Raw genomic sequence first — 23110 nt, 5'->3', positions numbered from 1 at the left:
GGGAGGTCGTCACAGGGGGCCATCGAGCAGCCGGCGGCTTGCCGGCCAGAAAAAGCGAAGGGGCGGATTGGCCCCCTTCGCTTCGCCACACGGTTACCAGGGCATCATGTCGGCGGGTTTTTCGTCGGACATGTTTTCACCGCGCCCTACGCCGGTGGTGGTGCCGATTCGCTCGGCCGCAGCGCGCTTGGCTTCGTCGGCCACGCTGACTTCGCGGGCCAGCATGCGTGCAAACGGACGTACTGCCTCAAGACCTGCATTCATAAACACTGCTCCTTCCATTAGAGAAAAGTGTGTAACGCAGAAAACCCCGCAGCCCAGAGGGTTGCGGGGTTCGCGGCTTATAGCACGGTCGGGGTCGCCCGGATGTGGGCGCGACTCAGGACTTCTTCTTCGGCCCGATCATCATGACCATCTGGCGTCCTTCCAGGCGAGGGAAGGATTCGACCACGCCGATCTCGCCCACATCTTCCTGGATGCGCTTGGCCAGTTCCTGGCCGAGGTCCTGGTGGGACATTTCGCGGCCACGGAAGCGGATGGTGACCTTGACCTTGTCGCCTTCCTCGAGGAATCGCAGCATATTGCGCAGCTTGATCTGGTAGTCGCCCACGTCCGTGACCGGACGGAACTTCACTTCCTTGATCTCGACCTGCTTCTGCTTCTTCTTGGCGGCCTGGGCCTTCTTCTGGGCTTCGAACTTGAACTTGCCGTAATCCATGATGCGGCAGACCGGGGGGTCGCCGTTGGGCTGGATCTCGACCAGGTCGAGCCCCGCTTCCTCGGCAGCACGCAGTGCCTCGTCGCGGGTCAGGATGCCTAGCTGCTCGGAATCCGGTCCGATCACACGTACGCGCGGTACGCGGATCTCATGGTTGCGACGGTTGCCCTTAGTTTCTGTGGTGGCGATACCACTATCCTCCAGAAGGTGTTTTCAGTACGGCCGGGCGGCATCAGCGCCGCGTCTCGGCCTCCAGACGTTCGATGAAGCTGGCAAGCGGCATGCTGCCCAGATCTTCGCCCGAACGCGTACGCACAGAAACCTGGCCCGACTCCTTTTCGCGATCGCCGACCACAAGCAGGTAGGGCACTTTCTGCAGCGTATGTTCGCGGATTTTATAGCCGACCTTTTCATTGCGCAAATCGGCCTTGACCCGGAAGCCTTTATCGACAAGGGTTTGCGCCACCTCGCGGACATAATCGGCCTGCGCGTCGGTAATGCTGAACACCTGCGCCTGCACCGGCGCCAGCCAGGCGGGCAGATTGCCGGCATGGTGCTCGATCAGGATGCCGATAAAGCGCTCCATCGAGCCCACGATGGCCCGGTGCAGCATGACCGGGTGCCGGCGCTGGCTGTGCTCGTCCACGTACTCGGCGCCCAGGCGCTCGGGCATCATGAAATCCATCTGCATGGTGCCCACCTGCCAGGCACGGCCGATCGAGTCCTTCATGTGGTACTCGATCTTGGGGCCGTAGAACGCGCCCTCACCCGGCAGCTCCTCCCATTCCACCCCGGCCGCATGCAGCGCGGCGCGCAGGGCGTCTTCGGCGCGATCCCACACCTCGTCGCTGCCGATGCGCTTGTCCGGGCGCAGGGCGATTTTCAACGCGATGTCGTCGAAGCCGAAATCGGCATACACCTTCATGGCCTGCTGATGGAACGCCGTAACTTCCGATTCAATCTGCTCTTCCGTGCAGAAGACGTGACCGTCGTCCTGCGTGAAAGCGCGCACGCGCATGATGCCGTGCAGCGCACCCGAGGGCTCGTTGCGATGGCAGCCGCCGAACTCACCGTAGCGGATCGGCAGGTCGCGATAGCTGTGCAGGCTGGTGTTGTAGATCTGCACGTGGCCGGGACAGTTCATCGGCTTGAGCGCATAGGTGCGCTTTTCCGATTCCGTGAAAAACATGTTTTCCTGGTAGTTGTCCCAGTGGCCGGACTTCTTCCACAGGCTCACGTCCATGATCTGCGGACCGCGCACTTCCTGGTAGCCGCTGCTGCGGTAGACGCCGCGCACATACTGCTCCACCACCTGCCAGATGGCCCAGCCATTGGGATGCCAGAACACCATGCCGGGCGCTTCTTCCTGCTGGTGGAACAGGTCCAGCGCCTTGCCGATCTTGCGATGGTCGCGCTTTTCCGCCTCTTCCAGCTGGTGCAGGTAGGCCTTCAGGTCCTTGTCGTTGAGCCAGGACGTGCCGTAGATGCGGGTAAGCATGGCGTTGTTGGAATCGCCGCGCCAATACGCACCGGCCACCTTCATCAGCTTGAACGCGCGCAGCTTGCCGGTGTTCGGCACGTGCGGGCCGCGGCACAAGTCGGTGAATTCGCCCTGCGTATACAGTGACAGCTCTTCGTTGGCCGGAATGCTTTGGATGATCTCGGCCTTGTATTCCTCGCCCAGGCCGCGGAAAAACGTTACCGCGTCGTCGCGCGATTTCACGCTGCGCGTCACCGGCAGCTGCTCCTTCACGATCTTCTCCATCTCGGCTTCGATCTTGAGCAGATCGTCCGGCGTGAAGGGGCGCTCGTAGGCGAAGTCGTAATAAAAGCCGTTGTCGATCACCGGACCGATCGTCACCTGCGCGCCGGGGTACAAGCGCTGCACGGCCTGCGCCAGCAGATGGGCGGTGGAGTGGCGCAGAATTTCCAGCGCCTCGGGGCTTTTTTCCGTGACGATTTCAAGACTGGCGTTGTGACCGATCGGGAAGCTGGCATCCACCAGTTTGCCGTCGACCTTGCCGGCCAGGGTCGCCTTGGCCAGGCCGGCGCCGATGGAGGCGGCCACATCCTGCACCGTGACCGGATGGTCGAAGGGGCGCTTGCTGCCGTCGGGTAGCGTGATTTCGATCATGGGAGCTTTCTCTGAAAACAAAAAGGGCACCACGCGGCGCCCTTTGGGAAGACCAAGGCGTGGCAGGAGTCAGTGTTGGAGGCGGATAGTTGCCATGTCACACGCTCGACCGGCGCCTTCGGCGCGGGCCACCTTGTCTCCGGGGATTATTGAGGTGTGCAACGCTAGATCAGGACGCCGCCACTGTCAATTCAGCACCGCCCGCTGCCGCTACAATAATGTGCAGTCGCCCGGCGCCAGCCGGGAATCATCTCAGGGATTTTTCGATGCGCATTCTCGTCACCGGTGCGGCCGGTTTTGTCGGCGCCGCTCTTACCGAACGCCTGCTGGCCCGTGGCGATGAAGTGCTCGGCATCGACAATCACAACGACTACTACGACCCTGCACTGAAAGAAGCGCGCCTGGCGCGTTTTGCCACCCACGCCGGATACACCCACCGGCGCGCCGATCTCGCCGATGCCGCGTCCGTGCAGCAGGCGTTCCAGGATTTCCAGCCGCAGCGCGTGGTCAATCTCGCCGCCCAGGCCGGCGTGCGCTACTCACTGAAAAATCCGCAGGTCTACGCGCAAAGCAATCTGGTCGGCTTCGTTAACGTGCTGGAAGCCTGCCGCTACGGCAAGGTGGAACACCTGGTGTATGCCTCGTCCAGCTCGGTCTATGGCGCCAACCGCAAACTGCCGTTTGCGGTGGAAGATGCGGTCGATCATCCGGTCAGCCTGTACGCCGCCAGCAAGAAGGCCAACGAGCTGATGGCGCACACCTACAGCCATCTCTACAACCTGCCCACCACGGGGCTGCGTTTCTTCACCGTATATGGCCCTTGGGGCCGACCGGACATGTCGCCGATCCTGTTCGCCGACCGCATCGTGCGCGGCGAACCGATCGACGTTTTCAACTACGGCAACCACAGCCGCGATTTCACCTATATCGACGATATCGTCGAAGGCGTGATCCGCACGCTCGACCATGTCGCGCAGCCCGATCCCGCCTACGATCCGCTACAGCCCAACCCCGGCACGTCCAGCGCACCGTATCGTCTCTACAACATCGGCAACGATCAGCCCGTGCAGCTGATGCGCTTTATCGAACTGATGGAACAGAACCTGGGCCGCAGCGTGGAAAAGCGCTTGTTACCGATGCAGCCCGGCGACGTGCCCGATACCTGGGCCGACGTGTCGGCCTTGCGCCGCGATGTCGGCTACGCACCAAACACCAGCATCGAAGAAGGCGTGAAGCGTTTCGTCGCCTGGTATCGCGACTACCACCACCTCACCTGACACACCGTAGGTTGGGCTAGCGCAGCGTAACCCGACAAATCTCCACCGAAACCGCCAAGCATCACCGGGTCACCCCAGATCAAATCCGAGGCAACCCAAGCCCCAGAACCATATGCTCAAAAAGGCTTGGCAATCGCGAGAAAGATCACACCCAGCAACAGAAACACCGGCAACTCATTGAGCAGCCGCAGCGTACGTGCCGGCGGCAACACGCCACCCTGCACGCTGCGCTTGACCAACCGGCCGCTCCACACAAAATACGCCAGCAGCACTACGACCAACCCCAGCTTGGCATGCAGCCAGCCCATCTCGCCCCAATGCGGCAAGCTGTTCGGAAAAACGTAGGCACCCAGCCACAGCGTGAGCCCGAACAGAAAGGCCATGCCAAACATCATGTGCCCGAAGCGATATAGCCGCAGCCCCATCAGCTCCAGCCTCGCCTTGACCGCCGGCTCCGCTCCCGCCTCGGCGATATTCACCAGGATGCGCGGCAAATAGAACACCGCAGCCACCCAGGCCATCACGAACAGCACATGCAGGCTCTTGATCCATAGATAGGTCATGGCGGCTCCGGGCGGTGGGGATGACCCGGCGATGGTACGAGGATCCGCGGCTGCCGTCAGCGTTTGCGGCGAAGCGCCGCGCAGCCGTCAATCCTCGGGATGTCCGGGGGCCTTGCTGTCGCCCGTCATCGGCTCCACCACGCCGGGCCCGACCACCCATGCGAGGATCGACTTGCCGCTCGCATCGACGCGTACGCGCACCAGCTCATTTCCTTCCCCACGCTGCATCGCCGTACCCTGCGTGCTGACCTGAAAATGCTGTTGCCGCGAAACGATCTGCACGAGCTGGCCGCGCCGCACACTCGCACCCGCCTTCAGAAACCGCGCCTGCACCACCTGCCCCGCACGCAGCGGGCGCTGGCTGGCACGCCCGGCAACCTCGGCAGGATCGCGTACGGCATCCGGCGTCAATGCCACATTGACATCCACTTGTTGCACATCGCTTTTGTCGATCGGCTTGCCGGCGGGGACGGCGCTGATCACAGCCAAAGCCTTGCTATGCACAGCAGCGCGCACCGTATACGTTTCGGACGCGCCATCCGGGCAACGCGCCGAAAAACGCAGCCGCGCCAACTGAGACGTATCCGCCGGCATCACCTTCAAGGACTGCCCGCATGACGGCTCGGGGCGACGCAGCGGCAACACCACTACATCAATCTCCGGATCAGGCCAATTTGCCTGCCGCGCCCAATCGACCAGCCAGGTGCGCGCAGCGCTGGCAACCACATCCTGCACCTGGCCGGCCATGGCGTGCATCGGGGCCAGCAGACCGGCGGCCATGGCCAGCCCGAAACGCAAGCGCAAAGAACACATCGGCTACACCTATTACCTATGCTGTGAGATCGGCCGCGAATTATGCCGGCACCGATCCGCATGCAACGCTCAGGATGCTTTTAGATTGCTCAAGCCGCGCGGTGCTTTAAGGTGCTTTTAGATTCCTCAAGCTTCGCCACAGCCGCTCCTACCATCGCATCCCTTCGTATTTCCCAACCAGGATGATCCACGATGGGACTGAGTCTCGAGCAGGCGCTGGGCGTTCACCCTGCCGCACTGAAGTTGCGCGCTGAACGCGGCGAAATCATCGCCTCCAATCTCGCCAACGAAAACACGCCAGGCTTCAAGGCGCACGATATCGATTTCCGCGCGCGCCTGAGCGAAGCCGCACAGGGCTCTTCGTCGGCCTTGCGCTTCGAGTCCGACGAGATCCAATACCGCGTCCCCAGCGGCGCGTCGCAAGACGGCAACACCGTGGATCTCGCCACCGAACAGGCCGAGTTCGCACAGAACACCGTCGATTTCCAGACCAGCCTGACCTTCCTCAACATGAAGCTGAAAGGCCTGTCCGCCGCGATCAATGGGAGCACCTGAGCATGAGCTTCAAAAGCATCGCCCAAATCGCCAGTTCCGCCATGAGCGCACAGACCGTACGCCTCAATACCGTGGCCAGCAACCTCGCCAACGCCAATACCACCGGCACCGAACAAAGCGCCTACCGCGCACGCAAGCCGGTGTTCGCCAGCGTGTTCGACGGCGCAGGCGCACGTGTGCAGGTACTCGACGTGATCAGCAGCGACGAGCCGCTCAATGCGCGCTACGAGCCCGATCACCCGATAACCACGCGTAGCCGGCGGCTCGCCGAGGGCCAGCGCCACCTCCCGTTGCGCCATGGCATACCGCGTAAGTGAATCGACCAGCAGCAATACGTTGCTGCCGCTATCACGGTAATACGCGGCGATCGCATGGCACAGTTCTGTGGCCATCAGGCGCATCAATGGCGAGTCGTCTGCCGGCGCAACTACCACTACGGCATTGCGCAGGCCCTCTGGCCCGAGTGAGTGCTCGATGAACTCACGTACCTCGCGGCTGCGCTCGCCGATCAGGCCCACCACCACCACATCGGCTTCGGCCTGACGCGTGATCATGCCCAGCAGCACGCTCTTGCCGACGCCGCTGCCTGCGAACAGCCCTACGCGCTGGCCGCGACCGAGCGTAAGCATGCCGTTGATCGCCCGCACGCCGACGTCGAGCACACCCGAAACGGGCTGCTTTTTCATCGGGTTGATCCTCGGCGGATGCAGGTCGAGGGGATACTCGCCGAGCAACGGGCCAAGCCCATCGAGCGGCGTACCTAGCCCGTCGATGATGCGCCCCCGCCAGGCCGGGCCGATCTGCAGCTGGCGCTCGCTCGTATCGGCCACGACGCGAGCGCCGGCCACCAAGCCATGGGATTTGCGGAAAGGCATGAGATACGACACGTTGTTGCGGAAGCCCACCACGCGCGCGTCCAGCCACTCGCCGGAAGTCGTTTCAATGCGCGTGCGCTGTCCGGTCTCGAATGCGTAGCCGGTTGCTTCAAGCAGAATGCCGGTTACGCCATGGAGCCTTCCTATTTCACGAGCGACCGGAACGTCGTCCAACTTAAGTCCGCGCAGTGGATTGCTCATTCACTCTGCTCCTGCTCGCCGAGCAGTTTGCGGACCTGCTCCATACACAGGACCAGCCGCTGCGCACAGCCGACATCGAGCTCGCGCTCGCCGGCACTGATGCGGCACTCGCCGGGCTCCAATTGCGGATCGGGTACCAAGCCATAGCGCTTGGCGCGGCGCGGGGCCGCGTCCAGCACGCGCTGATAGTCATCCGGATGCAGGCGTACCTGCACGCTGTCCGAGGGTGCAGGCAGTTCCGCCAGCGCCTCGTCGATAAGGGCCAGGTACTGGCCTGGTTGCGCTTCGAGCTCGGTGCGGATCACCTGCCTGGCGACCTGTTCTACCAGGCCGGCGACTTGTTCACGCAGATCGGTGCGAAGATCTTTCTGCAGCTGGCCAAAGCCTGCCATTAGCGCTTCGAATGGCCCACTTAGCGCATCCAGCGCGGCGCGCGCTTCCTTTGCTGCACGCGCCGCGCCCTCCCTGCCAGCCTTGCCGCCCTCGGCAAGACCGTCCGCAAGGCCCTCCGCATAGCCGGCCTTGCGGTATTCCTCCAGTACTTCTTCCGTCAACGCTGGATCGGCCGGCGCCGACTCGGACGGCGCCTCCGCATCGCCAAGCAATAAACGGGTCAGCGGCGGAAAGTGATAGCGGCGATAGACGGTCATCACACCACGTCCTCAGCCAGCAATTGCAGGGCGATTTCGCCTTCGGCCGACATCTCGCGCAGCTGCGCCATGATGTCGTTGCGCGCTTCTTCAATCCGGCTGAGTGGGGTGGCTGGCGTACGCCGCAATATGTCGTCGAAGGCCTGCACCTGGCGGGAGGGCATTGCCCGCGCCAGCGCATCGCGAATCTTCGGATCGGCGCCCTTGAGCGCAATACCCCATTGCTCGAATGGGACGCGGTCGAGAATGGCGGCGACGGTGGCGTCGTTCTGGTAGGCAAGAATCGGAAAATCGTAGATGCGGCTTTCCACCTCCGACACCACGTCCGGATCGTGCGCACGCAATAGCTCCACCACCCGGGCGCGGTCGCCCGGCAAGCGGTTGATGATATCCGCCGCTTGGCGCACACCCTCCACGGCCGTGCCCTGCTTGCCGAGATTTTCAATGCAGGCATCGACCACTGCTTCCAAGTCGTGCAGCAGCTCGTAATCGATTTCTTTCAGCTTTGCGATCTGCAGCAGCACCAGATCGCGACTATCGGCCGGCAATGCATGCAGCACTTGACTGGCCTGTTCCGGCGGCAGCAGCGACAGGAACATCGCTTGCATGCGCACGTGTTCGCGCGCCAGGCATTCGGCCAGCCAGCGCGGCTGCGCCCACTGCAGGCGCGCCAGTTTGGGGCCGATCACATCGCCGTAGATATGACTAAGCACATTCTTGGCGACCACGCTGCCAAGCGCCATGTCCAGCGAGCGCTGCAGGAACTGGCGCGATGCGCCACGCACGCCGCTCTGCTCCCGAAAGGCATCGAAAAAACCTGACAAGGTGTGCTGCACGGCGTCCAGCTTCACGCCGCTCATACGCGCCATCACCAGAGTGACATCGAGCAGTTCTTCGCGCGAAAGGCAGCGCAACACGGCCGCGGCGGCTTCTTCGCCCATGCTCAGCAAGGTGATTGCGGCACGCTCGATCGAACTCAGCACCACGGCGGGAGATTGCATGCCAGCCATATCGGCAGACAATTCGTTGATCGCGTTATCCATGTTTGCGGATCCAGGGTTTGATCACGTCAGCGACACGCTCGGGAGCCTGCACAGCAAGCAATCGCAGGTGTTCAACCAGTACATCCGCACTGGATCCGACCGGCGGCAACTGCAGTTCGTCTTCGTCCAACGGAGAGGAAGCGGTTCGCTGCTCTGCCGGCAGCGCTGCATCAAAGTTGCCATCCGCGGTATCCGCGGCGATCGCCACTGGGTACTGACTGGCGACCCATTGGCGCAGGATCTTCAGCAGCGGACGCAATACCAACAGGAATACCAGCAAGGCCAGCAGCGCGTAGCCAGCGTAACCGCCCATGGTCAGCATGTTCTCCGGTTGCTTCCACCACGGCAGCAGCGCTTCCGGCTTGGGATCGTGGAAATCGATGGCCGATACGCTGAGCTGATCCTTGCGCGATTCATCCAGGCCGATGCCGCTGCGCAAGATGGTTTCGATATTGCGCAGCTGCGCCGGCGTCCAGGCCTTGCCATCCGGTGCTGCCGTATTGCTCAACACCACCGCGACACTGACCCGTTTTACGCGGGTGGGACTGTGCTTGATCTGCACGACGTTGCGGTCGTACACGTATTGCCGGCTGATTGCATTCTTCTGCGAATGCGGACCAGGCTTGTCCTTGCCGCCGGCCGGATCGCTGCTCTTGTCCTGAGGCGGCCGATTGGAGAGCGAACCGGGCACGCCCAGCGCAATTTCGCCATTGTCCTGCTCGCCGCGGGTTGCTTCATTGGAAATATGCGGCGCTTCGCCATACTGCTCGCGCGTTTCCTCGACGCGATCGTTGTCGGTATCGACGGCGACGCTGGCCTTGAAATTGCCATTGCCGATGCTTTGGGCCAGCAACTCCTGGATGTTGTGCAAGGTATCCTCGCGCACTCGCGCGCCCAGTTCGCCTTCGCTGGTGGCGGCCGGATCGCTGGGATCGATCGAGGAGGAAAGATAATTGCCGTGCTGGTCGATCACCGTGACCCGCCCCGGCTCGAGATTGGCGACGCTGCCGGAAACCAGGCCGACAATTGCGCTGATCTGCTCCTTGCCCAGCTTGCGCCCGGGCTTGAGTGTGAGCATCACGGAGGCCGAACTTTTCTCGCCGTCGCTGAGGATGAATGACGATGACTTGGCGATCGACAGATGCACGCGCGCCGATTCGACCGAATCCAGGCTGGCGATGCTCTTGACCAGCTCGCCTTCCAGGCCCCGCCGAAAGCGCACATCCTGCACAAACTGGCTGACGCCCAGCGGATCGCTTTTGTCGACCAGCTCCAGCCCTTCGGGCAGCTTGGCAACCACGCCTTTGGCGGCGAGCAGCATGCGCACCTGGCCGAGCTTGGCTTCGGGCACCAGCACCTGGCCGGTCTGCGGATGAATGCGGTACGGAATTTTTTCCCCATCGAGCACGGCCATGGTGTCGGCCGCAGCGACGCTTTCGTTCGCACCGAACAACGGCTTGTAGCCGGCTTCGCTGCGCCACATGAACATCATCGCCAGTGCAGTGAGGCCGATCGCCAGCACCAGCAGCGGCAGCAATTTGGCAAGTGTGGACGACGACGGCAGCTTCACGCTCTTGCCGGCCTCCACCGCCATCGTTTTGAGTTTCGCAAACATGACTCAGCGCACCCGTCAGACTTGCATCTTGATGATGTCGTCGAACGCGGACATCAGCTTGTTGCGCACCTGCATCATCATCGAGAACGACAGATTGGCCTCCTGGCTGCTGAGCATGGCGCCGATCAGGTCATCGCTCTGCCCACTTTCCACCGCGGCGGTAGTGTCGTTGGCGGCATGCTGCTGCCCGTCGACCTGGGAGATCGCCGATTTCATGACTTGCGCAAAGCCGGTGCCGCCAGTCCCGTCGCCCTGCTCCGCCACACCGGGAGCAAGCGTGGTACGCGTAGCAAGCATGGCTTGGAGCATCGGACTGGAAAGCTCGATCTTCATGACGGATTCCGGAGATAGGACTTGGCGGGAAGGCCGCGCATTGTCCGGGTCGGAATGACCGGTCTGAAGCAATCTCAAGCGAATATGAATGTGTGCGCCTTGCACGTGCAGTGCGGCGCGCAAGACCACGACATGCGATCAGTAACAATAATTCTTGACGGGCAGCCGCCGACCTTGTGTCACACCATAAAGGCATGCGCGCACAAAAGAATCCGGGCGATACATACGAGCCGGCGAAACGAAGAAGTTCGCTGATGCAATAGAAAGACTGCCAGAGCGCCCTAAAAGAACCCCTCAACCGTAAACCGAAAGGGCCGAGGCCCTCGGCCGTGATCAGGACTGGATAAGAGCACCAGGAGATTTCTCGACGCTCATTTCGAAGTGTTTCGGCCGGCCCAGAAAGTTAAATGAAAGCTGAATAAAATTACCATACTCCACACGTCTTCCGACAAAAAATTCATAGACTTCTGACCTACAAGGATTTTTCGTCAGCCATCTACCGTCACGCACCTATGTCCGCCATCACCGAAATCCTAGCCCGCTGGGGAGCCTTGCCTTCGAAGGAGCTGCTCAAATACGTGGCCGATGAGATCGGCTCTGAGCGAACTATGCAGCGCGCCATCAAAACCGACGCCCATGTGCTGCGCCTGGGGCACACCAAGCGGAGCGCGTACGCGTTGCGCCGGCCGGAGATAGCGCCTGTACCCATCCTGCTCCGGGACGAGCAAGGCCGCGACCACACCGTTGCCACACTGGTCGCTCTCGCGGCAGGTCAATGGTGGGTGGAACCAACAGCTGAGGCACCAGACTGGATGCTGCTGGGTGAACGCAGTGGGACACCCGGCGTATTCCAGGGCTTGCCGTGGTATTTGGAGCCCTTCCGGCCGGCCGGTTTCCTTGGACGTGCATGGGTGCGCGAACACGCTCAAGCACACGGCTGGACCTTAGATGCCAATGCCTGGACGGATGATCAAGTCATCTCCGCGGCGCTGCAGGAAGCATGGGATTGGCGCGGCAACCTCGGGCTCGCTCGCATAGCCGATGCCGCGGACACCGCAGTGCTCGCAGAGAACAGATTCGAGCGCTATGCCGAGCTCGCCAATCAGCTACTGAACGGCGTGATGGTGGGTGCCTCAGCCGACGGCGAACAGCCAAAGTTTGCAGCGGTGGTCGACGACGGCAAGGGGCAGCCTCCGCGCTCAGTGCTGGTCAAATTTTCTCCACCACTCGCCCATGATCCTGCGGCCCGGCGGTGGGGCGACATCATGGTGACCGAGGGGATGGTTGCGCAGGTCATGACCTTGCATGGCATGAGCGCTGCTCCAACGCAGGTCTGGCGCCACCAAGATCGTATCTGGCTGGAAACAACACGCTTTGATCGCATCAACGAACGCGGGCGCAAAGGCATGGCCTCATTGCGCTCGCTAGCGCAGACCTTTGGATATAACGGCCCGCAAAATGGCTGGGTGAATGCAGTGGAATATTTGTATCAGCGCAATGCCATCGATGCCGAACAGGTGGCGCGGACACAGCGCCTGGCCAACATTGGGCATTTGATGGCGCACACCGATATGCATATGGGCAATCTGTCGTTCCTTCTTTCCAACGACGCCAAGTCACCGCTGTCCGTTGCACCCGCCTATGACATGGCCCCCATGCGCTGGGCGCCGTCGTCCACAACGGGAGTCGTTCCAGAACTAATGAAGGAAGCGCCGCCGCAAGTGGACGATAGCGAAGCCATGAACATCGCTCGCGAGGTGTGGGAGGTTGTAGCGGATCATGACGAAGTCACGCCCGAATGGGCCGAATGGGCCAAGGATCGTGCGCGCCATCTGAAAGAGGCTGTGAATCGCGCTGCCATGCGCATCGAGGGCCGATCGTCCGGCTGATTGCGCATCTCACTTCATTAGGTGTACTGGTGTTGCCCAAGCTGTCATCCAAAACGAAAAAACCGCCCCTTTTTACAGAGCGGTTTTCGTAGCTTTTCGTACTCGCCGTTCCGTCAAACACCGGATCCAGACCAAGTCACTGCTTAAATTGGTGGGCGGTACAAGGATCGAACTTGTGACCCCTTCCATGTCAAGGAAGTGCTCTACCGCTGAGCTAACCGCCCATAGCTCGCCCGGCGTACCGCGCGAGCCGCGTAGTCTAGCCGATCCGCCTGGCTACCGCAAAGCCTGTTCGCGCAGCTGGTGGATCCGGTCGCGCAGGCGGGCGGCCTCCTCGAATTCCAGGTTTTCCGCGTGCTTGCGCATGTCCGCCTCCAGCCGCTTGATCAGGGTGGCGGCCTGATCGGCGCTGAGGCCGGCGTAGTCGGCGGCCTCCTCGGCCACCGCCATGGCGGTGCCCCGGCCGCGAGACGATTTGCCCCGGCCGCGGCCCGGGGCCTCGCTGCGCGCCCCCTCCATGATGTCGGCGATCCGGCGCACCACCGATTTGGGGGTGATGCCGTGGGCCTCGTTCCAGGCGACCTGCTTTTCGCGACGGCGACTGGTTTCCTCCATCGCCGCCCGCATCGAGCGGGTGATTTCGTCGCCGTAGAGGATCGCCTTGCCGCGTACATTTCGCGCCGCGCGGCCGATGGTCTGGATCAGCGAGCCGGTGGAGCGCAGGAAGCCCTCCTTGTCGGCATCGAGGATCGCCACCAGCGAGACCTCGGGCATGTCCAGGCCCTCGCGCAACAGGTTGATGCCCACCAGCACATCGAATTCGCCCAGGCGCAGGTCGCGAATGATTTCCACGCGCTCCACCGTTTCGATATCCGAATGCAGGTAACGCACTTTTACATCGTGTTCGCTGAGGTATTCGGTGAGGTTTTCCGCCATGCGCTTGGTCAGGGTGGTGACCAGCACGCGGTCGCCGATGGCGATGCGCTTTTTCGCTTCGCCCAGCAAATCGTCGACCTGGGTGCGCACGGGGCGCACTTCCACTTCCGGATCGATCAGGCCGGTTGGGCGCACCACCAGTTCGGTGATGGCGTCGCCGGATTTTTCCAGCTCGTATTTGCCCGGCGTGGCGGAAACGAAAATGCTGCGCGGTGCGCGGCGCTCGAATTCTTCGAAACGCAGTGGACGGTTGTCCATCGCCGAAGGCAGGCGAAAGCCGAATTCGACCAGGGTTTCTTTGCGCGAACGGTCGCCTTTGTACATCGCGCCCAGCTGCGGCACGGTGACGTGGGATTCGTCGATCACCAGCAAGGCATCCGCCGGCAGATAGTCGAACAAGGTCGGCGGCGGTTCGCCCGGCGCGCGGCGAGTGAGGTGGCGCGAGTAGTTTTCGATGCCCTGGCAATAGCCTACTTCGGCCATCATTTCCACGTCGAAACGGGTGCGCTGGTCCAGGCGCTGCGCTTCCACCAGGCGATTCTCTTTGTAGAGATATTCCAGCCTTTCCTTCAATTCTTCCTTGATGGTATCGATGGCGTTGAGCACGCTTTCGCGCGTGCTGGCGTAATGGGTACGCGGATACACCGTGAAGCGCGGCACCTTGCGGATGGTTTCGCCGGTAAGGGGATCGAACACTGCAAGGTTTTCCACTTCGCCGTCGAACAGCTCGATGCGCAGCGCCTCGGTTTCCGATTCGGCCGGGAACACATCGATGATCTCGCCACGCACGCGGTAAGTACCGCGGCGCAGTTCCATCTCGTTGCGCGTGTATTGCAATTCGGTGAGCTGGCGGATCAGTGCGCGTTGGTCGATGCGCTCGCCGCGCGCCAGGATCAGGCGCAGCGAGAGGTAATCCTCCGGATCGCCCAGGCCGTAGATCGCCGATACTGTGGCGACGATCAAGGAATCCTTGCGCGACAGCAGCGCCTTGGTGGCGGCCAGGCGCATCTGCTCGATATGCTCGTTGATCGAGGCATCTTTCTCGATGAACGTATCCGACGCGACGACGTAAGCCTCCGGCTGGTAGTAGTCGTAATAGCTGACGAAGTACTCCACCGCGTTGTGCGGGAAGAATTCCTTGAACTCGCCATACAGCTGCGCGGCCAGGGTCTTGTTCGGCGCCAGCACGATGGTCGGGCGCTGCACCTGTGCGACGACGTTGGCGATGGTGAAGGTCTTGCCCGAGCCGGTCACGCCGAGCAGGGTCTGCGCGGCCAGGCCATTGTCAAAACCTTCGACCAGACGCCGGATCGCATCGGGCTGGTCGCCGGCGGGCTGGTAATCGGAAACGAGTTCGAAGCGGTCGCGATCGGTCATGGGCTTACTCTGCGGGCTTGAGCGTGCATTTTAAATGCCCGGTGCTGACAGGGGTTGTCAGCAGGACCTGACAGCCGGGCCGGCCCGCAGCAGCTGGAAGCTGCCGCGAGGCCGCCTAGCATGGGCTGCCATGAAATCCGATCGCGCCATACCGGTAAACCGCGCCCCGCCTGCCGGAGTCACGGCCATGAAGGGCTTCGGGCTGATCGAACAGATCGTGACCCTGGCCATCCTGGCCGTGCTTGCGGCGGCCGCCGTACCGGCTTTCGCGCACTTGCTGGCGCGGCAGGAGCTGGCGGTGGCGCAGAGCGATTACCTCAACGCACTGTCGCATGCGCGTCATCTGGCGGTGAACGAGCAAGTTGCGCTGTTGTTCTGTCCTAGCCGCGACATGCAACGCTGCAATGCCGATGGCGCATGGAGCGGCGGCTGGCTGATCGCGCACGATGGCGGCCATGCCGGACAGGCGGATGGATCGCCCTGGTACCGCGGCGGCCCGTATTCGGGCCGGCTGAATATCGTCAGCAGCAGTGGGCAAGGCATTCGCTTCCAGACCGACGGCACCGTCGGCAACAGCAATCAGACGCTCACCTTGTGCCTGCGACACGATACAGCGCAGGCCTTGAGCGTGGTGATCGCCCGGCGTGGGCGTGTGCGTGGCTCGCGCGCCACTGCTGCGGATGCGGCGCGCTGCGCCGATGCGGATTGAGGCGTGGCTTACAGCAGGATCGGCCGATCCGGCAGTTCGTCCGGCCGCGGCTTGCCATGGCTCGGAAAATGTTTGGCCAGCAAGGCATGTACTTCCGTGATGCCGCGCAAACTGCCCGCGCGCCACTGCCCGGCCGCAAAACTCGCCTGCATCGCCGCGCAGATCGCCAGCCATTCGTGCGGTTGCACGCGGTGCGCAATGCCACGATCGGCCACGATCTCGATGCGATGCTCGGCCATCAGCAAATACAGCAGTACACCGCAGTTGTGCTCGGTGTCCCACACGCCTAATTGAGCGAACAGCTGCCGCGCGCGTGCCTGCGCATCCACCCCTGCGAGCACCGCTGCGGGGCCAAGGCGCGATTCAACCGCGATACGTACTTCGCCCAGATGCGTGCGTTCACCATCGGCGATCGCCGCGGTCATGTCGTCGAGCAGCTCGGCCGGAAACCGCCGGTGAATCTGGAACCAGCCATCGAACAGATTGGCAAACAGCCGTTGCATATGCGCCATGTCACCAGCTCCCCGACGCGCCGCCGCCACCGAAGCTGCCGCCGCCACCGCTGAAGCCGCCGCCACCGCCGCCGCCGAAACCGCCGCCGCCAAAACCGCCCCAACCACCGCCGCCGATGGAACGGCCAGCGCCAGCCGGCAGCAGCATGAACGCGGCACCGATCAGGCCGCCAAAAATTCCGATCGCCGCCGACGCCAGCAGCCACAACAGGCCGCCCACCACCAGGCCGCCGATCGGCGCACGCACCAGCGCCGGTGCGCGCCCGAACACGCCGCGCAGGAACAGCACGGCGAAAATGGCCAGGAAGAACACGCCGTGCAGATCGGTGCCGCGCCGCTCGACGTCGTTGCCATGCACGGGCGGCGGCAACGGCTCGCCATCGATCAGCTGGGTCAGTGCGCCGACTGCGTCGTTGATGCCGCCGGCGTAGTCGTTGCTGCGAAACTTCGGCGCAATGTATTCGCGGATGATGCGTGCGCTGGCCGCGTCGGGAATGGCGCCTTCCAGGCCGTAGCCGACTTCGATGCGTACCTGGCGATCGTTCTTGGCGATCAGTAGCAGCACGCCGTCATCGACACCCTTGCGTCCGAGCTTGTTCTGCTCAGCTACGCGCAGGGAGTAATCGTCGAAATCATCCGGCTGGGTGGTGCCGACCATCAGCACCACCAGCTGCGCGCCCTTCTGTTTTTCCAGATTGACCAGCTGCGCATCGAGCTGGTCAATCTGCTGCGGCGTGAGCGTGCCAGTGAGATCGGTGACATGGCGCGACAGCGTGGGCACCGCCGGCTGATCGTCCGCATGCAGCACGGCGCATGGCAACAGCAGCGCTATTGCCAACGCCATCCACCCGCTCAGCCAGCGCCGCAGCATGGCGCGCCTCGCTTAATGCGCCGACGCGGCCGGAGCCGGACTGGTCGGTGCGCTGGTGCCGAAATCCACGGTCGGCGCCGTGGAAATGGCCTTCTCGTTATCCACCGTGAAGTTGGGCTTGACCTGGTAGCCGAACATTTTTGCGGTGAGATTGTTCGGGAAGGTGCGCAGCAGCGTGTTGTACTGCTGCACCGCCTGGATATAGCGATTGCGCGCTACCGTAATGCGGTTCTCGGTACCTTCCAGCTGCGCCTGCAGGTTCTGGAACAGGCCGTCGGCCTTGAGGTTGGGATAGTTCTCGCTCACCGCCATCAGGCGCGACAGCGCGCCGCCCAACTGGCCCTGTGCGGCCTGGAACTTGGCCAGGGACTGGGCATCGTCGGCATTGATCTGGATGCTGCCTACGCGCGAGCGCGCTTCGGTGACGTCGCTGAAGACCTTCTCTTCATGCGCGGCATAGCCCTTCACCGTATTGACCAGGTTGGGCACCAGGTCGGCGCGCCGCTGGTATTGATTGAGCACTTCGGACCACTGGGCCTTGACGGCCTCGTCCTGTTGCTGGATCGCGTTGTAGCCGCAACCCGAAAGCATCGCGACCAGCAGCAGCACGAGCAGCATGCGTACGGTATTCATCGGAGTGCTCCCTTCCAGTGAGCGGCCATTGCAGCATCTGGACTAAGTGGATGCAATCTTTTGCGAATGCCGCGCAGGCGCCCGGCTAGAACCAGCGCGGGCCCAGGATCAGCCCCCAGCACAGCATCACCAGCACCAGCAGCAGGAAGACCGCGGCCGAGCCCATGTCCTTGGCGCGCCCGGCCAGCTCGTGGAATTCCGGGCTGACCTTGTCCACCACGGCCTCGATGGCGGAATTGAGCAGTTCCACCGACAGCACCAGGATCACCGGCGAGACCAGGGCGATCTTTTCCAGCGCCCCATTGCCCACCCACAGGCCGATGGGCAGCAGGATCACCGTCAGCATCGCCTCCAGCCGGAACGAGGCCTCATGGCGCCAGCCGGCGCGCAGGCCGTTCATCGACCAGCGGAAAGCGCGCCAGAGCTGGCGCGGGTCGCCGCGAAAACCGCTACCGGGCATGGCGGAGACCGGCCGCGCGGGGAGTTACGGCATGGTTCGGCATGGCAGGCGGGCTCCCCTGGGGCGGCAACAAGCGCGCCATCATGCCACAAGCCGGGCCGGGGGCCCCGGGCCGCAGGTTTTTGTATGCCGCATTGCAACTTCAAGCTAATGACGAATGGGTTACCCTTCGCCGATTGTGCTTGTAGCAAAGCACTGAATTACAGGTCGATTCCGGCCTCGGCAGTACACGTACCCGGACTACTTCATGGCAAATCAATTACGCCCCGTTTCTCAAACCCGCTCCTTCTTTACGGTCTTCCTGATCGAGATGTGGGAGCGCTTCGGCTTCTACGGCATGCAGGTGCTGATGGTCACCTTCATGATGAAGAAGCTCGGCTTCGTCGACACCCGGGCCAACCTGGTCTGGGGCGCCGCCGCCGCATTGATTTACGCCACGCCGGCAATCGGCGGCTGGGTCGGCGACAAACTGCTGGGCACGCGCCGCACCATGCTGATCGGCGCCGTCATCCTGGCGCTGGGCTATGGCCTGCTGTGGATGCCTTCCGACAACGCGTATGCCACCTATCTGGCGCTGGGCGTGATCGTGGTCGGCAACGGCTTCTTCAAGCCCAATGCCGGCAACCTGGTGCGCAAGATCTACGAAGGCGACGAAACCCGCATCGATAGCGCATTCACCATCTACTACATGGCGGTGAATGTCGGCTCGATGATCTCGATGACCGCCACGCCGTGGATCCGCGACTACGTGGCGCGCCTGTACGGCGATTCGATGGGCTGGCATACCGCATTCGGCGCCTGCTCGGTCGGCCTGATCGCGGGCTTGTTCAACTACAGCTTCATGCGCCGCACGCTGTCGCACATCGGTTCGCCGGCCGACGATCGTCCGGTCGACCTCAAGCTTTTGGCGCTGGTAATGCTGGCCGGCATCGGCACGGTGTTCGTTTCCGCCTTCATCCTGCAGAGCGAAACGGTGGCCAAGTGGTGCGTGTACGGCGCCGGCGTGGTGATCCTCGGTATTTTCGTGCATCTGATCCGCGGCAGCCGCCAGAGCGAACGCGCCGGTCTTATCGCCGCACTGGTGCTGACGGTGCAGACCATTTTCTTCTTCATCTTCTACGCGCAGATGGCGACGTCGCTGAATCTGTTCGCGCAACGCAATGTGGACCTGTCGTTCAACCTGTTCGGCTGGCACATGCTCACCTGGATTCCCGAGCAGTACCAGAACCTCAATGCGATCTGGATCGTGCTGCTCAGCCCCGTGCTGGTCTTCATCTATAACTCGCTCGGCCGCGTCGGCAAGGATCCGTCGGTGGCGGCCAAGTTCGCCTGGGGCTTCGCCGCCGTGGCGCTGGGCTTTTTCATGTATGGCGTGGGCGCGCGCTCGGCGGTGAACGGCCAGGTTTCGTCCTGGATCATGGTCTGGGGTTACGGCCTGTATTCGCTGGGCGAGCTGCTGGTAAGCGGCCTGGGCCTGGCGATGATCGCCCGCTACGTGCCCGAGCGCATGGGCGGCTTCATGATGGGCGCCTACTTTGTGGCGGTGGGTATTTCGCAGTACCTGGGCAGCGTGATCGCCAACATTGCGCATATCCCGGACAACATCACCGACCCGATGCAGTCGCTGGCGATCTACACGCACTTGTTCAATATCCTCGGCTTCGTCGGCATCGGCTGCACCGCCATCGCCATCCTGATGCTGCCGCTGATGAACCGCCTGTCGGCCAGCCATTCGGATCCGGCCACCAACCACGACTCGCTGCCCGCCGTGCGCAGCGAGGAATTCAACGCCTGATGTCATCGCCCTCCCCTGCCAAGCAGGGGAGGGTTCGGCGTGGTTGTCCACGCTTGCGTTGAAGCAGCCCATGCCACACCCTCCCGGTTCCCCCGCCATGCCAGGGAAACGATGAGTCCCGCCCGCACGCTTATGTCGCCGCACCCACTCAAGCAAGCCATTGGCCCGTTTGCGCTCACGCGCACCCTGGTGTGGCTGCGCCTGTGTGCCATCGCCGGCCAGAGCATGGCGGTGATGGTCTGCTCCTGGTGGATGCGCATCGATATTCCCGAGATTCCGTTGCTGCTCGGCATCGATCTGCTGGCGGTGTTCGCGGTGTTTGCCGCCTGGCGCATCAGCCAGCCGTGGCCGGTGCGCGAATGGGAAACGGTGTGTCATGTTGCCGCAGATACGCTGGTGCTCAGCTACCTGCTCTATTACACCGGCGGCGCCAGCAATCCCTTCGTCACCTTGCTGCTGGTGCCGATCGCCTTGAGTGCGGCGGCCTTGTCGGTGCCGGCGGTGCTGTCGGTAGCGTCGATCGCCGGGCTCGCCTATCTGACCTTGCTGCGCTGGTACGTGCCCTTGCCGATGAACGAGCTGCGCGACAGCGATCACGGCTACTCGCTGCACGTGGTCGGCATGGGCGTGAACTTCGCGATCAGCGCGCTGTTGCTGGGCTTTTTCATCAACCGACTGGCCACCGCGGTACGCCTGCAGCAACTGGAAGTGCAGCGCGTGCGCGAGCGCGCCTTGCGCGACGAAGGCATCCTGGCGATTGCCACCCAGGCTGCCGGCGCGGCGCACGAACTCAATACGCCGCTGTCGACCATGCGCACCCTGCTGCCGGAACTGCGGCGCGAACATGCCACCGACACGGTGCTTAATGAAGACCTGGAGCTGCTGGAAGACCAGGTCGAACGCTGCCGCACCATCCTGCGCGAGATGGTCGCCTTCGGCAAAGCGCAGCTCTCGCAGGAGCCCGAGCAGATCAGCCTGCAGGCATTTATCCATGGCTTCGTGGAACGCTTCAAACTGCTGCGCCCAGAAGCAGAACTGGAATTGCTGGTGCCAGCGGCGCTCGAACCCCTGCGCCTGCACACCCCGCCGGGCCTGCGCCACGCCCTGATCAACCTGCTCAACAACGCCGCCGATGCCTCGGCCCTGCGCGCGTCGCAGCATGTGGCGCTGGAAGTGCGCCGCGATCAGCGCTGGCTCGAATGGATCGTGCGCGACCATGGGCCGGGCTTCCACCCCGCCGGCCATACCGCGTCGATCGGCCAGAGCGACAAGCAGAGCGGCCTCGGCATCGGCCTGGCATTGGCGGAAGCCACGGCGGAACGGCTGGATGGCGAGCTGATCGCCGCCAATACCGACAGCGGCGCGGAAATGCGCCTGCGCCTGCCTTTATCGGTGATCACGCAGCACTGATCCCGCATTGCCGCGCACGCAGTCCGCGAATCCGGCAAAATAGGCGGGCAATTATGACCGGTAGCAACACATGATCCCCCCGAATCAGGCAAGCAGCACCCGTCCACTGTTGATCGTGGACGACGACGCCACCTTTGTACGTGTACTCAGCCGGGCCCTCACCTCCCGCGGTTTCGAAGTTCTCACCGCCAGCCGTGCCGACGAAGCCCGCGCGCTCTCGCGCCGCCATCAGCCGCGCCATTGCGTGCTCGATCTGAAGCTCGGCGAAGAAAACGGATTGCGCCTGATTCCCGAGCTGCACGAACTGGTGCCGGACATGCGCATCCTGCTGCTCACCGGCTACGCCTCGATCGCCACCGCGGTCGAAGCGATCAAGCGTGGCGCGCACGATTACCTGGCCAAGCCGGTCGATGCCGATGCGGTAGTGCGCGCATTGCTCGAAGGGGAAAGCGCACAGCCCGGCGATGACGAAGTGATCGATGCGCCCGAAGCGCCGCTGGCCCTGCGCCGGCTGGAGTGGGAACACATCCAGCGCGTGCTGACCGAATGCGACGGCAATATTTCCGAAACGGCGCGCCGCCTGGGCATGCATCGCCGCACCTTGCAGCGCAAGCTGAGCAAGCATCCGGTACGCGAGCGGCCTGCGCAGGCCGACTGATCGCGCCGGCCCGACGCGCAGAAGCTAATCGGCCGACGATGCCTCGGCCGGCGGCTGCGCATGGTTCGACGGATCCGGCTCGTCGTCATAGATCGCCACGTGCGGCACGCCATCGGCGCCGATCCAGCCGCGATACATGCCGTCGGTGTTGAACGGCATCGCGATATTGCCGTCGCTGTCCAGCGCGATGGCGCCGCCGTTGCCGCCCATCGAAGGGATTTCCTGATTGATCACTTCGGCGGCAGCGCGCTGGATCGGCTCGTTCAACATCGACACCTTCATACAGATCTCGTGCGCGGCCACGGTGCGGATATAGAACTCGCCCCAGCCGGTGCCGGATACGGCGCATTGCGCGTTGGCGTAAGTGCCCGCGCCAATGATCGGCGAATCGCCGATGCGGCCCCAGCGCTTGTCGGTCATGCCGCCGGTGGACGTGCCGGCAGCAAGATGGCCTTCACTATCTAGCGCCACCGCGCCCACCGTGCCGAAATGTTTCGCCGTCGCCACATCCGCATGCGGCTGCTTGGCCGCGTCTTCCTTCAAGGCCTTCTGCAATTGCTGCCAGCGCTGGTCGGTGTGGAAATAGGAAGGATCGACCAGGGCGATGCCCTGCTCCTTGGCAAAGGCTTCCGCGCCGTCGCCGCTGAGCATCACATGCGAGGAATGTTCCATCACCGCGCGCGCCAGCAGGATCGGATTCTTCACCCGATGCACGCCGGCGACCGAACCGGCACGCAAGCTGTCGCCATCCATGATTGCGGCATCCATGTCGGTCTTGCCGTCGTGCGTGAACACCGAACCCTTGCCGGCGTTGAAGTCGGCATCGTCTTCCAGCACGGTGAGTGCCGTGGTGACCGCATCCAGTGCCGGTTTACCCGCCTTGAGCTGGGCGTAGCCATCGAGCAGGGCCTTGCTCATTGCGGCGCGCACAGCCTTTTCCTTGGCCGGCGTCATATCGCGCTTGATCACGCCAGAGCCGCCATGAATGACCAGCACCGGCGTGGTGGCATACGTGATCGTAGCCATACCAAGACTGGCAAGTGCAACAAATAGGCGATGGCTCATCCCACCACCCTCCAACGG

The 23110-nt window shown here is 63.0% G+C and carries 23 protein-coding genes, 1 tRNA gene and 1 pseudogene; 8 read left to right on the top strand and 17 right to left on the bottom strand.

Annotation, left to right across the window (positions count from 1 at the left end):
• Positions 1 to 93: 93 nt before the first annotated feature.
• The 3 genes from IGX34_RS09415 to thrS all read right to left on the bottom strand — a co-directional run bounded on the left by IGX34_RS09415 (position 94) and on the right by thrS (position 2852).
• Entirely contained in the window at positions 94 to 264 is a 171-nt protein-coding gene (locus IGX34_RS09415; protein ID WP_192555457.1) for a hypothetical protein, read from the bottom strand.
• Positions 265 to 379: 115 nt separating this feature from the next.
• Entirely contained in the window at positions 380 to 907 is a 528-nt protein-coding gene (infC, locus tag IGX34_RS09410; RefSeq protein ID WP_338015446.1) for a translation initiation factor IF-3, read from the bottom strand.
• Positions 908 to 950: 43 nt separating this feature from the next.
• Positions 951 to 2852 carry a threonine--tRNA ligase gene (thrS, locus tag IGX34_RS09405; protein WP_192555456.1) on the bottom strand — a complete coding sequence of 634 codons (1902 nt, stop codon included), beginning with the start codon at positions 2850 to 2852 and terminating at the stop codon, positions 951 to 953.
• Positions 2853 to 3118: 266 nt separating this feature from the next.
• On the opposite strand from thrS, the gene IGX34_RS09400 reads away from it, so the two are divergent.
• Entirely contained in the window at positions 3119 to 4129 is a 1011-nt protein-coding gene (locus IGX34_RS09400) for an NAD-dependent epimerase (protein ID WP_192555455.1), read from the top strand.
• A 116-nt stretch (positions 4130 to 4245) separates the two neighbouring features.
• Here IGX34_RS09400 and IGX34_RS09395 read toward each other — a convergent pair whose 3' ends face one another.
• Positions 4246 to 4692, bottom strand: a complete 447-nt coding sequence (locus IGX34_RS09395; protein ID WP_192555454.1) for a CopD family protein — start codon at positions 4690 to 4692, stop codon at positions 4246 to 4248.
• An 87-nt stretch (positions 4693 to 4779) separates the two neighbouring features.
• Complete coding sequence (flgA, locus tag IGX34_RS09390) at positions 4780 to 5505, bottom strand: flagellar basal body P-ring formation chaperone FlgA (protein ID WP_192555453.1); 726 nt, start codon at positions 5503 to 5505, stop codon at positions 4780 to 4782.
• Positions 5506 to 5697: 192 nt separating this feature from the next.
• Between flgA and flgB the strand changes: the two genes are divergently transcribed.
• Together flgB and IGX34_RS09380 are read left to right on the top strand one after the other, a co-directional pair.
• Positions 5698 to 6060: a flagellar basal body rod protein FlgB gene (flgB, locus tag IGX34_RS09385; RefSeq protein ID WP_192555452.1), complete on the top strand. Its 363-nt coding sequence runs from the start codon at positions 5698 to 5700 to the stop codon at positions 6058 to 6060.
• A 2-nt stretch (positions 6061 to 6062) separates the two neighbouring features.
• Complete coding sequence (locus tag IGX34_RS09380; RefSeq protein WP_192555451.1) at positions 6063 to 6377, top strand: flagellar basal body rod protein FlgC; 315 nt, start codon at positions 6063 to 6065, stop codon at positions 6375 to 6377.
• On the opposite strand, the pseudogene fliI reads toward IGX34_RS09380, so the two are convergent.
• The 5 genes and pseudogenes from fliI to fliE form a co-directional block, all read right to left on the bottom strand.
• Positions 6360 to 6689, bottom strand: a pseudogene (gene fliI, locus IGX34_RS22480) (flagellum-specific ATP synthase FliI); the annotation flags it as partial. The gene IGX34_RS09380 and the pseudogene fliI overlap by 18 nt on opposite strands.
• A gap of 443 nt (positions 6690 to 7132) precedes the next feature.
• Entirely contained in the window at positions 7133 to 7786 is a 654-nt protein-coding gene (locus IGX34_RS09370; protein ID WP_192555450.1) for a FliH/SctL family protein, read from the bottom strand.
• Positions 7786 to 8829, bottom strand: coding sequence for a FliG C-terminal domain-containing protein (locus IGX34_RS09365; protein ID WP_225737341.1), 1044 nt, complete (start codon positions 8827 to 8829; stop codon positions 7786 to 7788). Before IGX34_RS09365 ends, IGX34_RS09370 begins: the two co-directional genes overlap by 1 nt.
• A complete protein-coding gene (fliF, locus tag IGX34_RS09360) occupies positions 8822 to 10444 on the bottom strand; it encodes a flagellar basal-body MS-ring/collar protein FliF (RefSeq protein WP_192555449.1) in 1623 nt (540 codons plus the stop codon). Before fliF ends, IGX34_RS09365 begins: the two co-directional genes overlap by 8 nt.
• Before the next feature lie 15 nt (positions 10445 to 10459).
• Complete coding sequence (gene fliE / locus IGX34_RS09355) at positions 10460 to 10777, bottom strand: flagellar hook-basal body complex protein FliE (protein ID WP_192555448.1); 318 nt, start codon at positions 10775 to 10777, stop codon at positions 10460 to 10462.
• Positions 10778 to 11289: 512 nt separating this feature from the next.
• Between fliE and IGX34_RS09350 the strand changes: the two genes are divergently transcribed.
• Positions 11290 to 12666, top strand: coding sequence for a HipA domain-containing protein (locus IGX34_RS09350; protein WP_192555447.1), 1377 nt, complete (start codon positions 11290 to 11292; stop codon positions 12664 to 12666).
• Positions 12667 to 12815: 149 nt separating this feature from the next.
• Here IGX34_RS09350 and IGX34_RS09345 read toward each other — a convergent pair.
• Positions 12816 to 12890, bottom strand: a tRNA-Val gene (locus IGX34_RS09345).
• Positions 12891 to 12942: 52 nt separating this feature from the next.
• Positions 12943 to 14979, bottom strand: a complete 2037-nt coding sequence (gene uvrB, locus IGX34_RS09340) for an excinuclease ABC subunit UvrB (protein ID WP_192555446.1) — start codon at positions 14977 to 14979, stop codon at positions 12943 to 12945.
• Positions 14980 to 15166: 187 nt separating this feature from the next.
• Between uvrB and IGX34_RS09335 the strand changes: the two genes are divergently transcribed.
• Positions 15167 to 15688 carry a GspH/FimT family protein gene (locus IGX34_RS09335; protein ID WP_192555509.1) on the top strand — a complete coding sequence of 174 codons (522 nt, stop codon included), beginning with the start codon at positions 15167 to 15169 and terminating at the stop codon, positions 15686 to 15688.
• 8 nt (positions 15689 to 15696) lie between these two features.
• Here the strand turns inward: IGX34_RS09335 and IGX34_RS09330 are convergent, their stop codons facing one another.
• The 4 genes from IGX34_RS09330 to IGX34_RS09315 form a co-directional block, all read right to left on the bottom strand.
• Positions 15697 to 16200 carry a TPM domain-containing protein gene (locus IGX34_RS09330; protein ID WP_192555445.1) on the bottom strand — a complete coding sequence of 168 codons (504 nt, stop codon included), beginning with the start codon at positions 16198 to 16200 and terminating at the stop codon, positions 15697 to 15699.
• Position 16201: 1 nt separating this feature from the next.
• Positions 16202 to 17071, bottom strand: a complete 870-nt coding sequence (locus IGX34_RS09325) for a TPM domain-containing protein (protein ID WP_192555444.1) — start codon at positions 17069 to 17071, stop codon at positions 16202 to 16204.
• A 12-nt stretch (positions 17072 to 17083) separates the two neighbouring features.
• Entirely contained in the window at positions 17084 to 17704 is a 621-nt protein-coding gene (locus tag IGX34_RS09320; RefSeq protein ID WP_192555443.1) for a LemA family protein, read from the bottom strand.
• 85 nt (positions 17705 to 17789) lie between these two features.
• Complete coding sequence (locus tag IGX34_RS09315; RefSeq protein WP_192555442.1) at positions 17790 to 18164, bottom strand: diacylglycerol kinase; 375 nt, start codon at positions 18162 to 18164, stop codon at positions 17790 to 17792.
• 247 nt (positions 18165 to 18411) lie between these two features.
• Between IGX34_RS09315 and IGX34_RS09310 the strand changes: the two genes are divergently transcribed.
• The 3 genes from IGX34_RS09310 to IGX34_RS09300 all read left to right on the top strand — a co-directional run bounded on the left by IGX34_RS09310 (position 18412) and on the right by IGX34_RS09300 (position 22027).
• Entirely contained in the window at positions 18412 to 19959 is a 1548-nt protein-coding gene (locus IGX34_RS09310) for a peptide MFS transporter (protein ID WP_192555441.1), read from the top strand.
• Between the two features lie 132 nt (positions 19960 to 20091).
• Positions 20092 to 21369, top strand: coding sequence for an ATP-binding protein (locus IGX34_RS09305; protein ID WP_192555440.1), 1278 nt, complete (start codon positions 20092 to 20094; stop codon positions 21367 to 21369).
• A gap of 70 nt (positions 21370 to 21439) precedes the next feature.
• Positions 21440 to 22027 carry a response regulator transcription factor gene (locus IGX34_RS09300; protein WP_192555439.1) on the top strand — a complete coding sequence of 196 codons (588 nt, stop codon included), beginning with the start codon at positions 21440 to 21442 and terminating at the stop codon, positions 22025 to 22027.
• A gap of 24 nt (positions 22028 to 22051) precedes the next feature.
• On the opposite strand, the gene IGX34_RS09295 is transcribed toward IGX34_RS09300, so the two are convergent.
• The gene (locus IGX34_RS09295) at positions 22052 to 23092 is read right to left on the bottom strand and encodes an isoaspartyl peptidase/L-asparaginase family protein (protein ID WP_192555438.1); all 1041 of its coding nucleotides are present in this window, start codon (positions 23090 to 23092) and stop codon (positions 22052 to 22054) included.
• Positions 23093 to 23110 lie beyond the last annotated feature (18 nt).

It is taken from the genome of Dyella acidiphila (assembly GCF_014863405.1).
GTDB classification, from domain to species: Bacteria; Pseudomonadota; Gammaproteobacteria; order Xanthomonadales; family Rhodanobacteraceae; genus Dyella_B; species Dyella_B acidiphila.
The sequence above is the reverse complement of the archived record's forward strand: the minus strand, read 5'-3'. Positions and strand labels throughout refer to the sequence as shown.